The organism is Kitasatospora sp. NPDC085464 (assembly GCF_044541955.1).
Taxonomy (GTDB): Bacteria; Actinomycetota; Actinomycetes; order Streptomycetales; family Streptomycetaceae; genus Kitasatospora.
On the sequence record NZ_JBITTM010000091.1, the window covers coordinates 1 to 17105 of the forward strand.

At 73.7% G+C, this 17105-nt stretch carries 21 protein-coding genes; 9 read left to right on the forward strand and 12 right to left on the reverse strand.

What is annotated here, in order from left to right:
- Positions 1 to 255: 255 nt before the first annotated feature.
- Entirely contained in the window at positions 256 to 939 is a 684-nt protein-coding gene (locus ACIGG8_RS41830; RefSeq protein ID WP_396553821.1) for a lysophospholipid acyltransferase family protein, read from the forward strand.
- 110 nt (positions 940 to 1049) lie between these two features.
- On the opposite strand, the gene ACIGG8_RS41835 is transcribed toward ACIGG8_RS41830, so the two are convergent.
- Complete coding sequence (locus ACIGG8_RS41835; RefSeq protein ID WP_396553822.1) at positions 1050 to 1769, reverse strand: DUF2278 family protein; 720 nt, start codon at positions 1767 to 1769, stop codon at positions 1050 to 1052.
- A 329-nt stretch (positions 1770 to 2098) separates the two neighbouring features.
- Here ACIGG8_RS41835 and ACIGG8_RS41840 point away from each other — a divergent pair, with 329 nt between their 5' ends.
- Positions 2099 to 3211, forward strand: a complete 1113-nt coding sequence (locus tag ACIGG8_RS41840) for an ABC transporter substrate-binding protein (RefSeq protein ID WP_396553823.1) — start codon at positions 2099 to 2101, stop codon at positions 3209 to 3211.
- Positions 3212 to 3288: 77 nt separating this feature from the next.
- Here ACIGG8_RS41840 and ACIGG8_RS41845 read toward each other — a convergent pair whose 3' ends face one another.
- From ACIGG8_RS41845 to ACIGG8_RS41860, 4 genes are all read right to left on the reverse strand, one after another.
- Complete coding sequence (locus ACIGG8_RS41845) at positions 3289 to 3702, reverse strand: hypothetical protein (protein WP_396553824.1); 414 nt, start codon at positions 3700 to 3702, stop codon at positions 3289 to 3291.
- 168 nt (positions 3703 to 3870) lie between these two features.
- Complete coding sequence (locus ACIGG8_RS41850) at positions 3871 to 4356, reverse strand: DUF1963 domain-containing protein (RefSeq protein ID WP_396553825.1); 486 nt, start codon at positions 4354 to 4356, stop codon at positions 3871 to 3873.
- A gap of 23 nt (positions 4357 to 4379) precedes the next feature.
- Positions 4380 to 4610: a hypothetical protein gene (locus ACIGG8_RS41855; RefSeq protein WP_396553826.1), complete on the reverse strand. Its 231-nt coding sequence runs from the start codon at positions 4608 to 4610 to the stop codon at positions 4380 to 4382.
- 120 nt (positions 4611 to 4730) lie between these two features.
- The gene (locus tag ACIGG8_RS41860; RefSeq protein WP_396553838.1) at positions 4731 to 5921 is read right to left on the reverse strand and encodes a CapA family protein; all 1191 of its coding nucleotides are present in this window, start codon (positions 5919 to 5921) and stop codon (positions 4731 to 4733) included.
- 194 nt (positions 5922 to 6115) lie between these two features.
- On the opposite strand from ACIGG8_RS41860, the gene ACIGG8_RS41865 reads away from it, so the two are divergent.
- The 3 genes from ACIGG8_RS41865 to ACIGG8_RS41875 all read left to right on the forward strand — a co-directional run bounded on the left by ACIGG8_RS41865 (position 6116) and on the right by ACIGG8_RS41875 (position 7694).
- Positions 6116 to 6496, forward strand: a complete 381-nt coding sequence (locus ACIGG8_RS41865; protein ID WP_396553827.1) for a hypothetical protein — start codon at positions 6116 to 6118, stop codon at positions 6494 to 6496.
- Positions 6497 to 6564: 68 nt separating this feature from the next.
- Positions 6565 to 7140, forward strand: coding sequence for a hypothetical protein (locus tag ACIGG8_RS41870; protein ID WP_396553828.1), 576 nt, complete (start codon positions 6565 to 6567; stop codon positions 7138 to 7140).
- Between the two features lie 11 nt (positions 7141 to 7151).
- On the forward strand, positions 7152 to 7694 hold the full coding sequence (locus ACIGG8_RS41875) for a GNAT family N-acetyltransferase (RefSeq protein ID WP_396553829.1): 543 nt from the start codon (positions 7152 to 7154) through the stop codon (positions 7692 to 7694).
- 13 nt (positions 7695 to 7707) lie between these two features.
- On the opposite strand, the gene ACIGG8_RS41880 is transcribed toward ACIGG8_RS41875, so the two are convergent.
- On the reverse strand, positions 7708 to 8007 hold the full coding sequence (locus tag ACIGG8_RS41880; RefSeq protein WP_396553830.1) for a hypothetical protein: 300 nt from the start codon (positions 8005 to 8007) through the stop codon (positions 7708 to 7710).
- A gap of 537 nt (positions 8008 to 8544) precedes the next feature.
- Here ACIGG8_RS41880 and ACIGG8_RS41885 point away from each other — a divergent pair.
- A complete protein-coding gene (locus tag ACIGG8_RS41885; RefSeq protein ID WP_350520457.1) occupies positions 8545 to 9132 on the forward strand; it encodes a hypothetical protein in 588 nt (195 codons plus the stop codon).
- Positions 9133 to 9213: 81 nt separating this feature from the next.
- Here ACIGG8_RS41885 and ACIGG8_RS41890 read toward each other — a convergent pair whose 3' ends face one another.
- Together ACIGG8_RS41890 and ACIGG8_RS41895 are read right to left on the reverse strand one after the other, a co-directional pair.
- The gene (locus ACIGG8_RS41890; protein ID WP_396553831.1) at positions 9214 to 9708 is read right to left on the reverse strand and encodes a hypothetical protein; all 495 of its coding nucleotides are present in this window, start codon (positions 9706 to 9708) and stop codon (positions 9214 to 9216) included.
- An 83-nt stretch (positions 9709 to 9791) separates the two neighbouring features.
- The gene (locus tag ACIGG8_RS41895) at positions 9792 to 10109 is read right to left on the reverse strand and encodes a MazG-like family protein (RefSeq protein WP_396553832.1); all 318 of its coding nucleotides are present in this window, start codon (positions 10107 to 10109) and stop codon (positions 9792 to 9794) included.
- A gap of 225 nt (positions 10110 to 10334) precedes the next feature.
- Between ACIGG8_RS41895 and ACIGG8_RS41900 the strand changes: the two genes are divergently transcribed.
- Positions 10335 to 11066: a hypothetical protein gene (locus tag ACIGG8_RS41900; RefSeq protein ID WP_350520460.1), complete on the forward strand. Its 732-nt coding sequence runs from the start codon at positions 10335 to 10337 to the stop codon at positions 11064 to 11066.
- Between the two features lie 687 nt (positions 11067 to 11753).
- Here ACIGG8_RS41900 and ACIGG8_RS41905 read toward each other — a convergent pair.
- The 3 genes from ACIGG8_RS41905 to ACIGG8_RS41915 form a co-directional block, all read right to left on the reverse strand.
- Positions 11754 to 12374, reverse strand: a complete 621-nt coding sequence (locus tag ACIGG8_RS41905; protein WP_350520462.1) for an L-threonylcarbamoyladenylate synthase — start codon at positions 12372 to 12374, stop codon at positions 11754 to 11756.
- A 132-nt stretch (positions 12375 to 12506) separates the two neighbouring features.
- Positions 12507 to 13178: a class I SAM-dependent methyltransferase gene (locus ACIGG8_RS41910; RefSeq protein ID WP_396553833.1), complete on the reverse strand. Its 672-nt coding sequence runs from the start codon at positions 13176 to 13178 to the stop codon at positions 12507 to 12509.
- A gap of 110 nt (positions 13179 to 13288) precedes the next feature.
- Positions 13289 to 14365: a Gfo/Idh/MocA family protein gene (locus ACIGG8_RS41915; RefSeq protein WP_396553834.1), complete on the reverse strand. Its 1077-nt coding sequence runs from the start codon at positions 14363 to 14365 to the stop codon at positions 13289 to 13291.
- Positions 14366 to 14469: 104 nt separating this feature from the next.
- On the opposite strand from ACIGG8_RS41915, the gene ACIGG8_RS41920 reads away from it, so the two are divergent.
- Positions 14470 to 15057, forward strand: a complete 588-nt coding sequence (locus tag ACIGG8_RS41920; protein WP_396553835.1) for a TetR/AcrR family transcriptional regulator — start codon at positions 14470 to 14472, stop codon at positions 15055 to 15057.
- Between the two features lie 162 nt (positions 15058 to 15219).
- Positions 15220 to 16491 (forward strand): ATP-binding protein, encoded by a 1272-nt coding sequence (locus ACIGG8_RS41925; protein ID WP_396553836.1) that lies wholly within the window; start codon positions 15220 to 15222, stop codon positions 16489 to 16491.
- 29 nt (positions 16492 to 16520) lie between these two features.
- Here the strand turns inward: ACIGG8_RS41925 and ACIGG8_RS41930 are convergent, their stop codons facing one another.
- On the reverse strand, positions 16521 to 16835 hold the full coding sequence (locus ACIGG8_RS41930; RefSeq protein WP_396553837.1) for a hypothetical protein: 315 nt from the start codon (positions 16833 to 16835) through the stop codon (positions 16521 to 16523).
- Between the last annotated feature and the right edge of the window lie 270 nt (positions 16836 to 17105).

The following is a 17105-nucleotide window of genomic DNA, read 5'->3' on the forward strand; positions in this document are numbered from 1 at the left end:
CTGACCCTCAATGAAGATCAGGATGATCAGACGATCGCGAGGTGGGTCACCGTTGGTCCGCCGTTCAGCGGTCAGTTTTCACCCGTCGGCGAGAGTCGGTACCCGGTTCCCACCCGGTCCCGTTCTGAGTACCGCTACTCAGGCGGCCGGTGGCGGTGCCCGGGGAGGATGGCGGTGCCGCGCTACGGAGGGCGAGGCAGGCCGCGAAGGCCATGAGACCATGCAGGCCGCGAAGGCCAGGAAGGAAGCCCCGCCATGCTCAGCAGGATCGCCGGTGCCCTGGTGCCCGTCCTCGGTCGTCTGTCCGTCACCTGTGAGGTGGCCGGTCCGGTCGCGCCGGGCAGCATCGTCGCCGCCAACCACAGCTCGCTCGCCGATCCGGGCGTGGTGCTGGCGGCCCTGCGCAGGCTGGGCACCGAGCCGGTGGTGATGGCGACCGCCGGGCTGTGGCGGGTGCCCGTGCTCGGCGGGGTGCTGCGGGCAGGCGGTCACATCCCCGTCCACCGCGGGACGGCCAGGGCCGCCGCCGCCCTCGACTCCGCCGCGGCGGCGCTCGCGGCCGGCCGGGTCGTGCTGATCTACGGCGAGGGCGGCCTGCCGAAGCGCCAGGACTCCGGTGACGCGCAGCCCGGTGCCTTCCGTACCGGTCTGGCCCGGCTCGCGGCGGCGAGCGGCGCCCCGGTGGTGCCGCTCGGCCAGTGCGGCGCCCGCCGCCTGAGCTCCGGCAGCGCCGCCAAGCAGCTCGCCGGCTTCGCCACCGCGCCACTGCGGCGCCCGGCCCTGCACGTCCACCTCGCTGCCCCGCTCCACCTGGAGGGCGACGTCGCCCAGGCGACGGCCGCCGCCCACCATGCCGTCACCGCGGCCTGGCACGCCGCCGAGCGGCACCTGTCGGGCGACCTCCGCCCGGCCGGGAGGGCTGCCGACCGGGCCGCGTGAACCCGCGGACGGGAGACGAGCTCGGCCGACCGGAGTCCCGATCGCGCGCCCGGTCTGCGGACTCGGCGTCGGCCGGGCTGCTGTCCGCCGGAGGCGCTCCGCCGGGGGCGTCAGCGGGGGTGGCCGGCGTCGTCCGTGGTGAGGACCTGGGTGTTGAACCTGACCTGCCAGGCGACCACCCACCCGTCGGTGTGCTCGCACACCACGGCGCCGTCCTGCCAGGTCCCGTTGTCCTGGTACCAGGGGCTGCCGACCGGGTCGCCCTGGTTGAGGTGGACGTCGTGGACTCCGAGCCCGTCGTCGAAGCGCTGCCCGAAGACGTAGATCCGGCTCGCGGCCCGGACGTGCGGGAGCAGGACGTCCAGCGCGTTGTCGCCGTTGCTGCTCACCCACGGGAAGGCGCGGACCGGGAGGCCGGCGGCCAGCCGGTCGGCGAGGTCCGGCCCGTACGCGGGGGAGCCGGGCGCGGGGCGGTTCAGGGCGATCCGGGCCTTGCGGAACAGCGCCGCCGCCTCGGCGAGCCACGCGGTGTCCTGGAGTATCGGGCTGCGCGCGTAGTCGAGCGCGCCGGAGTCCGGAGTGGAGGCCAGCGGGTGGAACCCGTCGGCCAGGGCCCGGACGGCGGCGATGCGGTCCACCGTCAGGTCGTCCACCAGCCGGTAGGAGACCCCGACGTCGGTCGGGGCGTCGACGTCGAGGGCGGTGGGGCAGAGGCCGTCGGGCGTGGCGAGGGTGAGGTGGCCGTGGTACCAGTGCCCGAAGTGGTGGGACGGGTCCCGGGTGAACGAGTGGAAGGTGCCGGCGGCCACGCCGTACAGGGGGAGGGGCATGCCACCAGGATCCGGTCCGACGCCGTTCCCACCCAGCGGGTACCGGCCGTGCGTGTGACGCCCGGCCGGCCCATCCGGCGGCCAGGTGACCCGCGGGGCCGGGACGGACTCGGACGGCGCAGGTGCCACGGGCCCGGCCGGCCGCCGTAATTCGCTTGCCCGGCGCCGGTGGCGGTGGATGCAATGTCCGGCATGATCCCGCAGGTGCGCGCGCCGCGGAGGTGAGGAGCGCGGCGGGGCCGGGCGGACGCGGACGACCGGGACTCGCCGCTCCGCCGACGTCGCCCGCGCTGCCTGCGACCGAACCGTCAGGCGGGAGACGCCCACGCATGAGTACCTCACCATCGTCGTCCGGAGCGCCGCACCCTGACGGATCACCGGTGCGGATCGGCGCGCTCGTGCCGCTGACCCGGCCCGGCTGGGTCGAGGCCGGGCGGCACGTGCTGGCCGGGCTCGAAACCGCCGTCCGCGAGGTCAACGACGGCGGCGGGATCGCCGGTAGGCCGCTCGAACTGCTGGTCCGGGACACCGCGGCCGATCCGCAGCGGGCCGAGGCGGCGGTGGAGGAACTGGCCGGCCTCGGCGTGGCCGCCCTGGCGGGGGAGTACCACAGCGTCGTCGCCCGCGCCGTCGCCGCCAGGGCGGACGCCTTCGGCCTGCCGTACCTCTGCTCGTCGGCGGTGCTCGACGCGCTCGTCGAGCAGCCGACGCCGTGGGTCGCGCGGCTGTGCCCGGCGCAGTCGCACGGCTGGCGCACCTACGCGGACTTCCTCCTCGGCGCGGGCCACCGGCGGATCGCCGTGGCCGTGCAGCCGAGCGTCTACTGGGCGGCCGGGACCCGCATCCTGCGGGAGCACGTCGCCGCGCAGGGCGGCGCCGTCGTCGAACTCGACGCGGTCGCGCTCGCGCCCGAGGCCGTGTGCGCGGAACTCGTCCGGCACGGGGCGACGGCCCTGCTCCTCCTGGTCGGTCGGCCGGATCCGGCCGTGCCGATCGTCAGGTCCGTCCGCCGCGACCGGCGCCTCGCCGGGGTCCTGGTCGGTGCTCCGGCCGGGCAGCCGGAGTTCGCCGAATGGGCGGCGCTGCTGGGCGACGACGGCGCGGCGATCCCGTTCCTGCGCTACCTGCCCGAGCAGCTCGGCCCGCTGGGCACGCGCGTGGAGGCGGCCCTTCGCGAGCGGTTGGGCGAAGCGCCGTCCTTCGTCGCCTTCGAGGGCTACGACACGGTCACCGTCCTCGCCGAGGTGCTGCGTTCGCACGGCACGGACCGGGCGCGGATCGCCGAAGCGTGGCCGCAGGTCAGCGTCGAGGGCACCCGCGGGCGGATCCGGTTCTCCCGCACGCCGGGAGTCGACGTCTGGCAGTGGGCGTGGCCGCCGGTCCAGGTCGTCGACCGGGATCCGGCGGCACCCGACCGCTTCCGCGTCCTGCACTCCGGCTGAGCGGACCCGCGGGCGCCGGCCGGCCCGGCCGAACGGGCCGGCGCCGGCGCCCGCGGGGTCGGCCGGCGCCGGGAGGGTCAGGAGGAGTACGGGCCGCCGCTGTGGATGTCGACGCAGGCCCACACGTTCGGCGTGTCCGTGAAGGAGCCGCACAGCCGTCCCCAGGCGACCTCGATGTCGGTCCACTCCGCGGTGATCCTCCCGTCGCGGGCGGTGCCGGTCATCCGCTCGTGGACCTCGACCTGGTGGTCGCCCTCGTGGAGGACCGCGGTGGACTGCCTCGCCCTGCCCGGGTTGGTCCAGGTGACCGTCAGGTGCCGTGCCCAGTCGTCGTGTCCGTCGACGGCGATGCACACCTGCGGGCCGGACCAGTTGTGGGTGCAGGCGTCGCTGCTGCGCCGGCCCGCGGCGACGGCCGGTGCGGCGGTGGCGAGCAGGACGGCGGCGGCCGCGGTGGCGAGTGCCGCGGCCCTGGTGACGGCCTGGTGCATGCGAGCCCTTCCCCTTCTTCTGCCTGCGGTGCGCCCGCGGGGGCGGTTCCGGCGGGCACGAGGGGTGAACGAGCCGGGTGCGGGGTCCGTTGCGGATGGTCACCCGGTCGGGCACGCGCGGCTCGGCCGGGCACGCGCGCCGCTCGGCCGGCCGCCGCGGACGTCCGCTCAGCAGCAGTGGCCGGCCACCTCGGCCCTGCCGAAGTCTCCCGCGGCGAACGCCCCGGCGGGGATGGTGAAGTACATCGTCCCGGCGTCGCCCCAGCCCCATCCGAGGTCGGCGTCCTCGGCGAGCTTGAGCAGGTGGACGGCAGGGCCGTCGCCGTCGCGGGCGGTCACCGTGGACGTGTACGAGGTGTCGGGCCAGCCGAACGCGCAGTGGCGGCCGGCGGTGTTCCCGTCGAGGTCGTCCATCGGGTCGAGGACGAGCGAGGGTGCGCCCCAGTGCCGGTCCCGGTCGTACGGGAGGTCGTCGTTCTCAAGGTCCCAGCTGTCCGGGAGCATGGTCACCCGGACCGCGTGGACGGGCCGTGCCGGGTAGCGGCGGGCGGGCCCGGGGGCGCTCGTGGTGACGGCCCGCGCGGGATCGGCGGGAATCACCCGCCACGCGTCGGGACTGTACGCGTCCAGCGCGCTGTACTCCTCGTACGGCACGTCGGGATCGAGGTGGAAGAAGTTCAGCAGGCCCGGCCGGATGGGGAGTTGGTCCCCGACCAGCCGGCGAGCGCATCGATGTCGAGCACGGCGTGCAGCGACAGCGGGACGCCCTCCAGGGCCGGCCACGGGACGCCCGGTTCCAGCAGCGCGTCCCCGCCGAGCCGGGACCGCCCGGCGGCGGGGGCCTCCGGCGAGGCCGCGACCAGGCCGACCACAGCCAGCCGGCGCCTGTCGCGCACCGTCAGTTCCACGTCCCCGTCCTCCCCCTGTCCAGGAACAGGGTAGGCCTGCCCCGGTGGCGGATCCGACAGCGGTCCGACAGCGGTCCGACAGCGGTTCCGGCGGCGGTCCGACGGTGACGGCGTTTCTGCTCAGGACGCCATGGTCAGTCCGGCCGACGCGCCGCCGCGGCTCAGCACGACCGACCGGATGTGCTCCAGGGCCTGGGCGTAGTCGCTGCGCCCGGGGTCGTGGCGGACGGCCTCGGCCAGGTCGAGGATCCGGTAGGGCGGGCCGAGGTCGGTCAGCTGCGGGACGAACTCGGCCTTGGTGACGGCCCATCGCTGCCCCGGTCGGGTCGGCGGGGAGAAGGTGAAGCGGGCGATCGAGCTCCAGTTGCCGCGCGGGTCCTCGGCGCCGGTGTGGTTGAACATGTGCCCGGCGAGCTGGTCGCCCATGCCGTAGACCGTCCAGGTGTCGTTGATCTTCTCGTACGCCTGCGGGATGTGGGCGTGGGTGCCGAGGACCAGGTCGACGTCGGGCAGGCCGGGGCTCTGCCCGGCGGCCAGGTCGCGAGCGAGTGTCAGCTGCTGCTCGTCCGGGGTGTCCTGCCACTCGGTGCCCCAGTGGAGGCTGACCACGACGATGTCCGCACCCTGCTCCCGGGCGGCCCTCGCGTCGGCGAGGATCCGGTCCCGGTCGATGAGGTTCACCGCCCAGGGCTGCCCGTTCGGCAGGGGGATGCCGTTGGTGCCGTAGGTGTAGGCGAGTTGGGCCACCGTGGCGCCGCCCGCCGTGAGCAGCGCGGGGCGGCCCGCCTCGTCGGCGCTGCGCGCGGAGCCGGTGTGCTTCAGGCCGACGGCGTCCATGGCGTCGAGCGTGTGCCGGATGCCGGCCGGCCCGTCGTCGAGCGTGTGGTTGGAGGCGGTGTCGCAGGAGCTGTAGCCGGCGTCCTTGAGCGCCCGGGCGACCTGCGGGGGCGACTTGAACGACGGGTAGCCGGTGAAGGGCCCGCCGTCGGCGCCGTACACCGTCTCCATGTGGCAGATGGCCAGGTCGGCGGCCCCGATGACCGGTTTGACGCCGGCGAACATCCGGCTGAAGTCGTACCCGTCGCCGCCGGCGTCCTCCTCGGCCTGCCGGATGATCTCGGTGTGCGGCAGGACGTCCCCCGTCGCGACCAGGGTGAACGCCCGCGGCCCGGTCGGGGTCGGCGTGGCCGCGGCGCTCGGGTCCCGCAGCGGCGACGGTACGGCCTGCCGTCCCTGCGGCGCCCCGCATCCGGTGAGGGCGAGCAGCAGGGCGGTGGCGGCGGTGAGGATCTCTCGGCCTTTCAGGCGCATCATCGGCTCGTCCCACGATCGGCTGGTATGAACGCTCCCGACTATGCGAGCCCTCGGCCGCCCGGCGCGGAACCCGCGCCCTGGGATCACCCGACGGGGCCAGCCGCCGCCCGGGAGGACACGGGGCGGCGTCCGGGCGTACGGTGCCCGAAACCGGTTGATGGCCGCGCGCCGGGAGCGGGATGCTGCCCGTGATGAACGCCTTCACGTACGCCGATCCGGCCACGCCGAGGGGCCGGCTCCAGCGCGGCCGGGGCCTCGGCGCCCGCCTCGTGCGGAGCACCCCGGACGCCGCCGACCTCGTGTACGAGTGCGTCCTCTCCGACAGCCGGTGGGACCGGCAGGCCGAGAGCCGCGACTCCTACCTGGCCCGGCTGGTCCACCGGCTGGACCTTCCCCTGGCGCCGGTGGGGGTGAGCTGCGAGGGGACGGTCGGCATGCCGAGCAACGTCATGGTGCTGTCCTTCCTGACGGTACGGGTCGTCATGTCCTCGATGGAGGTGTCAAAGGGGGCGCGGTGGCTTCTCCTGCCCGCCGACCAAGGGAGGAGCCGGCGGCCGAGCCGCGCGCCGTAGGAGGTGGACGGGCGCGGTCTGAGGACCGCCCCAGCGGGGGTGGGGCGGGAGCGGGGATCTGGGCCTACATGTCCCGTCAGAGCTGGGAACTCGGCCGGGCGACCGAGACCGTCACCATCGCCCGCGCTGCCCTGGAGGCCACCCGCAACGGCCGAGACCACCGGCTCAGCGCCCTCCTGCACGGTCGGCTCGCCCTCGGCTACGCCGCCTCGGGGGAGAGCACCCGGTGCGCGAGCGCCCTCGCGCGGGCAGAGATCGCGCTTGACAGGGCCAGCGGCACGACGGCCCCGGCGTGGCTCGCCTTCGTCGGCCCGGGCGAACTGCTCGGTGCCGCCGCCATGGCGCACATGGACCTGGGCCAGGCCGACAAGGCGGCCGACCAGGAGGAGCAGGGGATGCGCCTGCTGGACCCCGCCTTCCGCCGCAACCGCTTCGCGAAGAGCGTGCATCTCGCTGAGTGCTACCTCGCCGCCAACGAGCCGGAGAAGGCCGTCGACACGGCAGACCAGGCCCTCAGCCTCTGTCCGTCGGTGAACTGCCCCCGATGGGCCACGCGCCTCGGAGAGTTCCGCAAGCACGTGGCCGACCTCCGCCTACCGGCAACGAAGGCGTTCGTGGAACGCTACGACGTCACCACCTCGTGAGGAGTACCACCGTGGCCGCCCCCCTGACCGTCAGCTACCACACTGCCGACGACCTCCCCGCCATCGAGGAGCGGCTGATCGAGGTCTACGCGGAGGTGTACGCGCAGGAGGCTGACGCAGACCCGTACTTCTCGGTCGGCCGGTTCGCCGAACGCCTCCGCCGGCACGCCGCCGGATCGCGCTGGGGCTGCGCGCTCGGAGAGGTCGACGGCAGCGCGATCGGCTACGCCTACGGGTTCGCCCGCACCACGGCCTACCAGTGGGGCGGGCTGATCACCCCGGCGCCCGCCGAGTTGCTGGAGGAGACCGACACCCGGACGTTCGCGCTGTGCGAGGTGATGGTTCGTGAGGGCTGGCGCGGTACGGGCATCGCGCGGACCCTGCACGAGGAACTGTTGTCGCATCGGATCGAGGACCGCTCTCACCTCTCGGTCGAGGAGGACCACCCGCGGGTGCGGGCGCTCTATGAGCGGTGGGGCTATTCCTGGATGGGCACCATGCAGCCGTACCCGGACGGGCCGCGCTACGACTCCATGCTTCGCTCGATCGCCTGAACTGCGGCGGCTTTCAGCGATCGGCGGTCGAAGGGGAGCCCAGGACTCGACGTAGGTGCGGCTGCCGAGCTTCACCGTCGTGCCGAAGAGTCCGCAGATGGCCGAGGCGCCCCCGGCGGTCCGCGAGCCGGCCGACGACCGGGCCGCCGATCGCCTGACCGCCCGCCAGCGCCCCGGCGACCAGCGAACCGGACCACACGCTGCCGGTGTTCCGGCTGACCAGCAGCAGGGTGCCGATCGGGCTCATCGCGGTCGGCAGCCGGCCGAGCAGCGACCACAGCAGCACCCGGCCGCCCGTCAGCTGCTTCGCCATGCGGAAGTTCCCGGTCACGGACACGGTCCACGCCCCTCTGCGGAGCCGGTCCGGGCGCCCGCCTCCCGCAACCGGCCCGACCAGGCGACAGCGACCTGCGGGTGACCCCCCGACCGTAGGGGCGAGGGCGGGGCGCGGGTAATCGTCCGATCGTCCGGCCGCGCGGGGCAGCGGGAAGGGGACGGTCGGAGGAGTCACCAAGGGCGGGGGCTGGGCGGGTGGCGGTGTGCGTGTCCTGCCAGGGCGGCATCCGGCGTCCGGCGTCCGGCGCCTTGCCGACGCGGCCGGGGACGTCACCGGGAGTGCCGGGCGGCAACCTGATCGCAGTAGGCCCGGTGGTCGGATCGGTGCGACGGGGCAGAGGGTGGTGCGGAGAAGGGTCGGGCCGCTGGGTGTCCGGCCGTGAGGTGAAGGCAGACCAAGATGTCACGTGGCCGCGGAAGGCTGGGCAGCACGTCGAATCGCACGGGCCGCACGGACCGCAAGGGCTGCACGGGCCGCACGGGCCGCACGAGCCGGCGGGTCGGTGTCGCCGCCGTGGTGCTGGGCTGCACGGTGCTGGTGGCCGCCGGCTGCAGCTCGTCGAGTACGTCGTCGACCAGCTCGCCGTCGCGCCCGTTCTCGCCGAACGCGAGCTCCTTCTCGGGCCAGCTCCCCTCCTCGATCGCCTCGGCCAAGTCCTCGTTGCTGGAGTCGGCCTCGGCGGCGGCCTCCTCGGCGGCGGCGGCCGCCTCCCAGGCCGTGTCCTCGCTGTCGGCGGCGGCGTCCTCGTTCGAGGCGTCGGTCTCGGCCCAGGTGGCCGCGGGCCGCGCCAAGGCGCAGGAGGTGCTGTCGAAGACCCAGGGCACGGGCAACGCCCTGTCGGACGTCACGCTCACCGGCCTGCCCAAGGCGCAGGCGGCGGGATTCAACGCCGCGCTGGTGACGGTGGTGAACAGCACGAGCTCGACGGCGTCGTACGCGATCAAGGTGGAGTTCCTCGACGAGACCGGCAAGGTCGTGGACACCTCCTACCTGGGCGTCACGGACCTCGCCCCGGGCGCGAAGGCCACCCCGACCGCGTTCAGCCCGATCGACCGGGACCAGGCGCTGGTCTCCAGGGTCGCCCAGGCCCAGCGCTACTGACCCGACCGGCGTCCGGTGACCCGCGGGACCCGTCAGGTGACCCGCGGGACCCGTCCGGCTGCGTCGGGTGCCGTGGTCGGGTCAGAAGGTCCCCCGGAGGTCGGCGAGGACGGACCCGAGGCCCGCCAGGAGGCCGTACCCCTGCCGGACCAGCACCTCCCCGATGACGGTGAGGTCGTCCTCCCAGCCGAAGTCGGTTCGCAGGACGCGCCACCGCTCGCACACCGGGTCGGTGCCGGTCTCCGGCTCGTGGCCGAGCGTCCGCAGGCGTTCCTCCCACCGGCGCACGACGTCGCCGTCCGTCTCGCCGGCTCCCGGTCGCAGCAACTCCTCGACCTGGTCGCGCCGTACGTCCGCCACTGCTGCGCCGGACCCGTCGGTGAGGAGGTAGAACGCGGTCGCCAACCCGGCCGCTCCGTCGGCGACCTCACCGCGGTGGGGGTCGCTCTGGAAGGCGAAGCGCTTGTCCGGCACGACGGGGACGAGCAGCTCCCGCGTCCGCGTCCACGCCGCCTCCCACCCCGCCGGTCCGCCGGCTCCCTGCCACTGCCACGAACGTTCTTCCAGAATGGTCATGCTGCGCATCGTGCCACCGCCCGTCGCCGCGCTGAAGCCCCATCCGGGCTCCGGCGCCACCGGCCGGGGAGGAGCCGGTCCGGTCAGCCACCGGTGAGGTGCCGCCCGGAGAGGTACCGGAGGTGCCGGGTGAAGACGGCCTCGGGGTCGGCGCCGGTGCGGGCGATGAGGATCAGGGCGGTCACGGCCGCGTCGCAGGCCTCGGCGTGGACCTGCTCCAGGGTGTGGGAACGGCCCTTGCGGGGGTTCATCCCGAGCACGCCGATGACGGCCTCGGCGACTTCGCCGCTTTCCTCCGCGAGCTTCAGCGCCTGTCCGAGCATCACCTGTTCGGGCGGGTAGTCCGAGAGTGAACTCAGGCTTTCGGCAAGGGACTTGATGATCATCCAGGTGTCCGTCACGGCGTTGGATCCTCCCCCTGTTCGATCGGTTCGTTCAACCCCGGAGGTTCCGGGCGAGCCCGGGGCGAACAGCTTGTTTTCGATTCCGGGAGGAGCAGTGCGGAGCCGTCGTCCGCACTGGGGGCGGGAATCGCCCGGGTGGTTGGCATCCCATCCACAAGAGGTCGGACAGCGATCGAAAAATTGGGTGTCACCGATCAGTTGGAGACTGGTAGCGTCCCCGACGTGGCAAAGCTGAACCAGATCATCGCCGTTGAAAAGGGCGTCAAGTCCAAGTCCTTCCAGGAGCTGACGCAGGCCCACCAGGACCTGCAGAAGCCCGCGCTGCTGGCCGGCATCTCCCGGACCTACCAGCCCAAGGACGAGGAGGGCGAGCAGCTGCCGCCGGAGTCGACCCGGGTGCAGCTGAAGGCCGAGGACATCCTGCGCTCCACCGCGCAGACCCTCACCCGGCTGTTCGACGTGACGGCCACCAAGGACTGGGCCAACATCGGGGCCAGTGCGGACGTCGTGGTGGACGGCCAGGTGCTCCTCGCCCGGGTGCCGGTGCCGTACCTGCTCTTCCTGGAGAAGCAGCTCACCGACCTGTTCACCTTCGTGAAGAAGCTCCCGGTGCTGGACGCCTCCGAGTCCTGGAACCTGGACCCGTCCACCGACTCCTGGAAGACGGAGCCGGTGCGCACCATCCGGACCAAGAAGGTGCCGCGCAACCACGTCAAGGCCGAGGCCACCGAGAAGCACCCGGCCCAGGTCGAGGTCTACTACGAGGACATCGCGGTCGGCTACTGGACCACGGTCAAGTTCTCCGGTGCGCTGCCGGCCCGCCGGGTGAACGAGCTCGCCGAGCGGGTCGAGAAGCTCCAGCAGGCGGTCAAGTTCGCCCGCGAGGAGGCCAACGCCGTCGAGGTCACCGATCAGCGGGTGGGCGACGCCGTCTTCGGCTACCTGTTCCGGTAGCCCCATGATCGCCCGCCCGGGGAGCCGGGCGGGTGCGCCGGGTACGTCACCTCGTCCGCGGAGTCGGACGGGTGCGTCGCACGGCGCGAAAAGCTGACACTGATGTTGAAGCTGACCCAGGGGTCACAGTGGAGGTTCGAATCCTTCCCCCGGCGCCACAGGCCGGGGTAGCCCAAGCGGCAGAGGCAGGCCCCCTGAATCTCAGACTCTCGCTCCAGTCTCAGCATTCGCCGCCGAACACCGGATCGACCGGGTGCGGACGAATATCGACGAATGCGGGTTCAAGTCCCGTCTGTGCCGCTCCGTGGCACGGTAGTTCAAAGGCAGAACACGTCGGTTTCAATCTGATCCGCGACCCTTAAACGTGCCGGTGTGAACAATTGGGCGGCACACAGGGGCCCGGGAGCAGGCTACGCTCCCGGGTCCTCTAGCTTTCCGCGATCACGACGAACCGTCACCTATGGTGATGGGGTGATTGCTGCACGCGGCCCGTCGGGCCGGCACGGACCGCTGGGAGGGACACGACCCCCGGCGCCCGGCGACGCGGTGATGTTCGGAACGGAGACGGCCCGGGAAGGCGAGCTGCGGGAGGCCCTGCAACGGCTGGCCGCCGGCCGTCCCCGACGGCCGCCGTCTCCGGCGGCCGGTGGTCGGCGGGGACGACGGAGGGCAGGGCGCCCGTGTCGGTCACTCGAAGCGCGTCGGGTCGCCGGCGCCGATGCGGACGATCTCGGCCGTACCGCCGGAGAAGTCGACGACCGTCGTCGGCTCCGTCCCGCAGTCGCCGGAGTCGACCACGGCGTCCAGAACGTGGTCCAGCCGCTCCTTGATCTCCCAGCCCTGGGTCATCGGCTCGTCCTCGCCGGGGAGGGTCAGGGTGCTGGAGACGAGCGGCTCGCCGAGTTCGGCGAGCAGGGCCCGGGTGACGACGTGGTCGGGGATCCGGACGCCGACCGTCTTCTTCTTCGGGTGCAGCAGACGGCGCGGCACCTCCTTGGTGGCGGGGAGGATGAAGGTGTAGTTGCCCGGCGTCGCCGCCTTGACGGCGCGGAAGACGTTGTTGTCGATCTGGACGAACTGCCCCAGCTGCGCGAAGTTCTCGCACATCAGGGTGAAGTGGTGACGGTCGTCGAGCCGCCGGATCGTCCGGATCCGTTCGATGCCCTCGTGGTTGCCCATCTGGCAGCCCAGGGCGAAACAGGAGTCGGTCGGGTACGCGATGAGGGCCCCGGAGCGGAGGCTGTCGGCCACGGTGCTGATGGTGCGGGCCTGGGGGGTCTGCGGGTGCACGTCGAAGTACTTCGCCATCCGCCGACCCTACGGGATCCACCCGGCCGCGGCACCGCATCGCGCACCGGTGCGGTGTGGGGCGGCCGGGCGCACCGACCGTTCGGGGTCGGGCCGATGGCGGGCGCACCGCACCCGGGCCTCCGGCAGGGCTCAGATCCGGGCGATCACGGCGTAGCGCTCGTCGTCCACCGGACCGCCCCACAGGTCCGCGTTCCCGCTGAGCGGCTCGATCCGCAGCTCGGCGACCAGCGGACGTACCACGGACGCCAGGTGCTCCGCGGCCACCCCGCCGTTCCACGGCAGGAGTTCCGCCCCGGCCGCGTACGGCACGCCGGCTTGCCCGGATTCGCGCCACCGGCCCTCGACCAGCACCAGCCGGCCGCCGGGCCGCAGCCGGTGCACCCACTCCCGCAGCGCGGCCTCGGGGTCGGGCAGCGTCCACACCAGATGGCGCGACAGCACGACGTCGAAGGCCTCACCGCCGGTCGGCGGCGCAGCCGCGTCACCCACCAGGAAACGGCCGGACAGGCCGGCACCGGACAGCTTCCTCCCGGCCTGCTCGACCATCCGCGGAGACAGGTCCACGCCGGTCACCCGGTGCCCGGCCTCCGCCAGGAGGAGGGACAGCGAACCGGTTCCGCACCCGACGTCGAGGACGTCGAGCGGGCCCGACGGCACCCACGTCCGCAGCAGCCGCGCCCACGCGGACCGCGTGTGCCCGGCCCTCAGCCCGTGATCGGGCTCCTCGTCGAATCCCGCCGCGGCGGCGTCCCAGTACTCGGCGATGGCGGCGCGCGGGTGCCGACCGGCGTGGTCACTCATGACCGGCATCCTCGCACCCGGCACTGACACACCGTCGGACGCCGGGCCCGGCACCTCCGCCCACTACGGGACCGGCCGCCGACGAACGGCGCTGCCGGTGGTCGGGGCCGTCAGCGGACCTGTTCCGTGGCGCCGGTCGCGGCGGCGCGTTCGATGGCTGCGAGTACCCGGTGGTGGGCGGCGGCCGTGTGGAAGTCGGGGCGGGGTGGGCGTCCTTCGGCGATCGACCGGGCGATCTCCTCGTAGACGGCCGCGACGTTGGCGACCGGACCGGCGGCGGGGTCGAAGGGGACGGTCCGGTGGTCGGCGGGCACCTCGACCTGCGCGCCGTCGATCCGGATGTCCCAGTCGGTCCAGTGCATGTACGTGCCGGGCCGGGTGGGAGTCGCCGTCAACGTGCCCTCGGAGCCGACGAGTTTGACGAGGAAGCCGTCCGGGCTCCCGCTGCCTCCGTGTACCGCGACGGACGCCGTGGCGCCGTTCTCCAGGATGCCGTGGACCAGCACCTGCGCGGGCACCCCGTTGGGCACCGTCCGCCCCGTGCCCTCGACTTCGACGCGGTCGTGCGGGCGGGGCAGCCTCGCGGAGACCTCGACCAGCCGGCCCGCCATGCGGTCCAGTGCGGCCAGGAAGTGGCCGGCCATGATGGTCAGGAGCGAGGTGCCCGCGGCCGGGTCGGTGGTCCACGCCAGGTCCGGTGCGATGCGGGCGCCGCCCAACGGGGCGCCCGAGGCGATCAGTACGGCCGATTCGAGCCGGCCGATCCTGCCTGCGGCGACCAGGTCGGCCACGTGGCGGGCGTCGGGGGACTGGTATCCCTGCAGGTTGACGGCGTGGACGACGCCGGCGTCGGCGGCCGCCCGGGCGAGGTCGTCCGCTTCGGCGGCGTCGACGCCCAGCGGCCACTCGGAGAGCACGTGCTTGCCCGCCGCCAGCGCGGCCCTGATCACCGCGGCGTGGCCGGAGGCCTTGACCGACACCACGACGAGGTCCACGTCGGGGTGGGCGGCGAGCGCCGCGGCGTCGGCGAAGGCGAGTGGTACGCCGTGGGCGGCCGCCGCGCGGTCGGCCGTGGCTTGGCGGGTCGTCGCGACGGCGGTCACCTCGAACCCGGCGAGTCCGGCGAGTGCGGGCAGGTGTGACGCATCGGCCCAGCCGCTTGCTCCGACGACCCCGACCTTGATCATGTGTCCTCCCTCGTTTCGTACCGATCGATACAAAACTAGAGCGGGCGGGAGGCGGAGTTCAAGGGGTAATGTACCGACAGGTAAAAAACTTGAGGAGGTACGGCATGCCAGGCGGTCGCCCGCGCGCCTTCGATGCCGAGGCCGCGCTCGACCGGGCGCTGGAGGTCTTCTGGCGGCAGGGCTACGAGGGGACGTCCCTCGCCGACCTGACCGCGGCCATGGAGATCAACAGGCCCAGTCTGTACGCGGCCTTCGGCAACAAGGAGCAGCTGTTCCACAAGGTGCTCGACCGCTACTTCACCAGCCCGGGAGCCTTCGCCAGTGAGGCCCTGGAGGCGCCGACCGCCCAGGGCGTCGTCGAGCACCTGATCCTCGGGGCCGTCGAACTGACCACCGGGCCGCAGAGCCCACGCGGGTGCCTGAGCGTCAACAGCGTGCACGCCTGCGGGCCGGACTCCGAACCGATCCGCCGGGAAGTGATCGCCCGTCGGATGGCCGGCGAGGCCGCGCTCCGCCGCCGCTTCGAGCAGGCAGCCGACCTGCCGGTCGGCACCGATCCGCGCGTCCTCGCACAGCTGGTGTACACCGTCACCGACGGCATCGCCGTGCAGGCGGCGAGCGGCTGCACCCGCGAGCAACTGCGCGAAGTGGCCGACCTGGCGCTGCGCACGCTGTTCCACTCGCCGGGCTGATAGGGCCCCGCTCGGGGGCGAGGTCCGCCGCGTTCGGGGGCAAGTCGCTGTCGCGTACGGTTCGTCCACGCCCCGTTGTCCTGAACGGCGCGTGCCGGGCCCGCCCCGGCGCGCCTAGGTTCACCGCCATCCGCACGACCGGCGACCTCAGGAGCGATCCACGTGAACTGGCTGATCCACGACTACCGCGAGGACGACCTGGCCGCCGTCGTCCATCTGATCGACAGCACCGCCGGGCTCGGGCAGGAGTCCGTGTTCTCGCTCGCCGAGTGCATCGCCGCGCTCACCGCGCGCCAGCCCGCGGTCGTCGCGGTGCACGACGGCGCGCCGATCGGGGCGGCGCTCGCGCAGGTCGCGGCGGCGGGCGAGCGGGCCTGGGTGATGCGCGTGGCGATCGCCCCGGCCTGGCGCGGGCGCGGCCTGGCCAGCGCGCTGCTGCGGGAACTGGAGCGCCGGCTGGTCGAGGCCCGTGTGCGGCGGATCGCCTACGTGCTGCCGGAGGAGGAACTGCTCGGCGAGGGGCTGCGCAACGCCGGGTACGAACGGCGGCCCGCCGCCGCGTACTTCGAGAAGACCGAGCCCGCCGCGGGGCCGGCTGCCGGCACCCTGGACGAACTCGGCGGGCGCGTGCTGAGCGGGGACCTGTGGGACCGGGTGGCCGGGATGACCGCCGAGAAGGAGCTGATCGAGCGGCGGGTCGTCCTGCCGCTCGCACAGCCCGAGCGCGCGGCCCGGCACGGCGTCCGGCCACCGCGCGCGATCACCCTCTTCGGGCCGCCCGGCACCGGCAAGACGACCTTCGCCCGCGCCATCGCCTCCCGCCTCGGCTGGCCGTTCGTCGAGCTGCTGCCCTCCCGCCTCGCCGACGAGGGCAACCTCGCCGCCGCGCTGCGCAGCGCGTTCGCCCGGATCGGCGAGCTGGAGCGGGTGCTGGTCTTCATCGACGAGGTGGAGGAGATCGCCCCCGTACGCGGCGGGGCCGGTTCGGCCGGCGCGATGCACGGGGTGACCAACGAACTGCTCAAGCTGATCCCCGGCTTCCGCGAGCGGGACGGCCGGCTGCTGGTCTGCGCGACCAACTCCGTGCGCTCGCTCGACCCGGCGTTCCTGCGCACCGGCCGGTTCGACTACGTCATCCCGATCGGCACCCCGGACCCGGACGCCCGCGCCGCGATCTGGTCGCGCCACGCCCTGGACACCGACCGCCTCGACGTGGACATCCCCGCCCTGGTGGCCGCGAGCGAGCGCTTCTCTCCCGCCGACATCGAACACGCCGCACGCCTGGCGGCCCAGACCGCCTTCGAGCGTGACGACGCCCTCCCGGGGGCGACCACCGCCGACCACCTCGCCGCGATCGGCGCCAGCCGCCCGACGGTCACGGCCGCCATGATCGAGGACTTCCACACCGACATCGGCACCCACGCCCGCCTGTGACCCCCGGCCGGGGGCCGGGAGGAGCCGGGTCAGTCCTGCGGCTCGGGGCTGTCGGGGTCGCCGGGAGCGTCGGGGTCGGGTGGCTGCGGGCCGGCCGGATCGGGCATGGATGTGGGCATGGACGTGGGCATGGACGTGGACGTGAACGGCCCGGCGGCCCAGGGCGGCGCCTGGCCGGGCGGGGCGATCGGCCCGTCCGGGATCCTCTGCTTGAGCCAGTACGCCGCCTGCCCGTGCGGCGGGCTGAAGAGGTAGGAGACGTACCAAGGGGCGTCACCCGGCACGTTGATCGGCCGTCCGGCCGGAAACGCGGCGAGCAGGACGGCGGTCCGGACGACGGGCACGATCGCTCTCCCTCATGCGCGGGACGGCTGCGGCCGAGGCCGGCGCTCTCGGCCCTCGCGGCTGCACGGCTTCGTGGCTTCGTGGCCTCACGGCCCTCACGAACGAGCGCAACTGTCGCATGGGCGGGGGCCACGGCTTCGCACCGGAACCGTCCGGCGTGTTGCCGTGCTGCCTGGCCGTCGGGCGGGGCCGGGCACCGGGCGTGGTGCCCGGCCGTGGTCGGGTGGTTCAGCGGGCGCTGCCGAGGTTTCGGTCGCCGTCGGTGCCTT

Coding starts and splice junctions, on each gene's coding strand:
- ACIGG8_RS41915 (WP_396553834.1), bottom strand. CDS start 14,365: ATGATCAAGGTCGGGGTCGTCGGAGCAAGCGGCTGGGCCGATGCGTCA.
- ACIGG8_RS41835 (WP_396553822.1), bottom strand. CDS start 1,769: ATGCCCCTCCCCCTGTACGGCGTGGCCGCCGGCACCTTCCACTCGTTC.
- ACIGG8_RS41845 (WP_396553824.1), bottom strand. CDS start 3,702: ATGCACCAGGCCGTCACCAGGGCCGCGGCACTCGCCACCGCGGCCGCC.
- ACIGG8_RS41910 (WP_396553833.1), bottom strand. CDS start 13,178: ATGAGTGACCACGCCGGTCGGCACCCGCGCGCCGCCATCGCCGAGTAC.
- ACIGG8_RS41870 (WP_396553828.1), top strand. CDS start 6,565: ATGTCCCGTCAGAGCTGGGAACTCGGCCGGGCGACCGAGACCGTCACC.
- ACIGG8_RS41905 (WP_350520462.1), bottom strand. CDS start 12,374: ATGGCGAAGTACTTCGACGTGCACCCGCAGACCCCCCAGGCCCGCACC.
- ACIGG8_RS41840 (WP_396553823.1), top strand. CDS start 2,099: ATGAGTACCTCACCATCGTCGTCCGGAGCGCCGCACCCTGACGGATCA.
- ACIGG8_RS41860 (WP_396553838.1), bottom strand. CDS start 5,921: ATGCGCCTGAAAGGCCGAGAGATCCTCACCGCCGCCACCGCCCTGCTG.
- ACIGG8_RS41865 (WP_396553827.1), top strand. CDS start 6,116: ATGAACGCCTTCACGTACGCCGATCCGGCCACGCCGAGGGGCCGGCTC.
- ACIGG8_RS41880 (WP_396553830.1), bottom strand. CDS start 8,007: ATGGCGAAGCAGCTGACGGGCGGCCGGGTGCTGCTGTGGTCGCTGCTC.
- ACIGG8_RS41830 (WP_396553821.1), top strand. CDS start 256: ATGCTCAGCAGGATCGCCGGTGCCCTGGTGCCCGTCCTCGGTCGTCTG.
- ACIGG8_RS41920 (WP_396553835.1), top strand. CDS start 14,470: ATGCCAGGCGGTCGCCCGCGCGCCTTCGATGCCGAGGCCGCGCTCGAC.
- ACIGG8_RS41890 (WP_396553831.1), bottom strand. CDS start 9,708: ATGACCATTCTGGAAGAACGTTCGTGGCAGTGGCAGGGAGCCGGCGGA.